The organism is Streptomyces sp. NPDC059003 (genome assembly GCF_042740445.1).
GTDB lineage: Bacteria > Actinomycetota > Actinomycetes > Streptomycetales > Streptomycetaceae > Streptomyces.
Genome location: NZ_JBHYJH010000450.1, coordinates 1 through 1,107, shown reverse-complemented (window position 1 = coordinate 1,107; position 1,107 = coordinate 1). Strand labels below are relative to the sequence as shown.

Genomic DNA, 1,107 nt, shown 5'->3' with positions numbered 1-1,107 from the left:
CCGACTAGGGACTGTGTGAGGTTGTGATCAGTCGGGGGTCTTCAGGAGGTCGTTGATCCAGATCATCGAAGCGCGGAGGTGGAGGCCCGCGAGGTAGCTTTCGGGTGTCTTGTCGTAGCGGGTCGCGATGCCCCGCCAGGCCTTCAGCTTGTTGATCAGTCGCTCGACGGTGTTCCGTTCTTTGTAGAGTTCGGCGTCGTGGCTGACGGGCTGGCCGCCCCGGCTTCCCTTCCTCTTCCGGTTGGCAGCCTGATCCTTCTTCTCCGGGATGACCGCCTGAATCTGGCGTTTGCGCAGGTAGGCGCGGTTGGCTCGGGAGGAGTAGGCCTTGTCCGCGACGACAGCACCGGGCCGGGTGCGGGGCCGACCCACGGGCAGTCGGGTCCTGACCTTCTTGAGCACGGGGACGAACTGCGGGCTGTCGGCGGCCTGTCCGGCGGTCAGCACGAGCGACAGCGGCCAGCACCTGCGGTCCCCGGCGAGATGGATCTTGCTGGTCAGCCCGCCCCGGGACCGGCCGATCAGGGCCTGCCTCAAACGGAGTCCGCGGCGCCGCCGGATGCGTCGCCGTTCCGCCTGTTCGGGGTCGTCTTCGTAGTCCCGCCCGTTCTGTTTGTGCGGGCCGCCCCCTTTTGCCGGGCCCGTTCCTGCTCGGCGGCGGCTTCCTCCAGAGCCTCCGTCACCTCCATGCCGATGCGCATCCCGGCCGCATCGTGGTGGGCACGGACCGTGGTGGAGTCCACACTGACCAGGGACAAGTCCGTCTCACCCCGTCGGGCGGCCTCGGCGATCAGGCCCTCCAGCAGTGCACTGAAGACGCCCGCGTCTTTCCACACCCGGAAGCGGCCGAAGACAGTGGGCCAGGGACCGAACTCCCCGGGCATCTCCCGCCACTGGGCACTGGACCGGAACCGCCAGATCACTCCCTCGAACTGGTCCCGCAGCCGCTGGGGGTACGGACCGTACTCGCCTATCGGCAGGTACGGACAGATGAACTCCCACTGCTCGTCGGTAAGTTGCCTCCACGTCACACCCAGCGTCCTACCAGGTATCATGCACTCTCGGGCCCGGAACCCAAGGACGATCACAACCTGACACAGTCCCTAG

At 66.9% G+C, this 1,107-nt stretch carries 1 pseudogene; it reads right to left on the bottom strand.

Features of this window, described 5'->3' with window-relative positions:
* Positions 1-27: 27 nt before the first annotated feature.
* A pseudogene (locus ACFWZ5_RS46530) lies at positions 28-1,031 on the bottom strand (IS5 family transposase).
* Positions 1,032-1,107 lie beyond the last annotated feature (76 nt).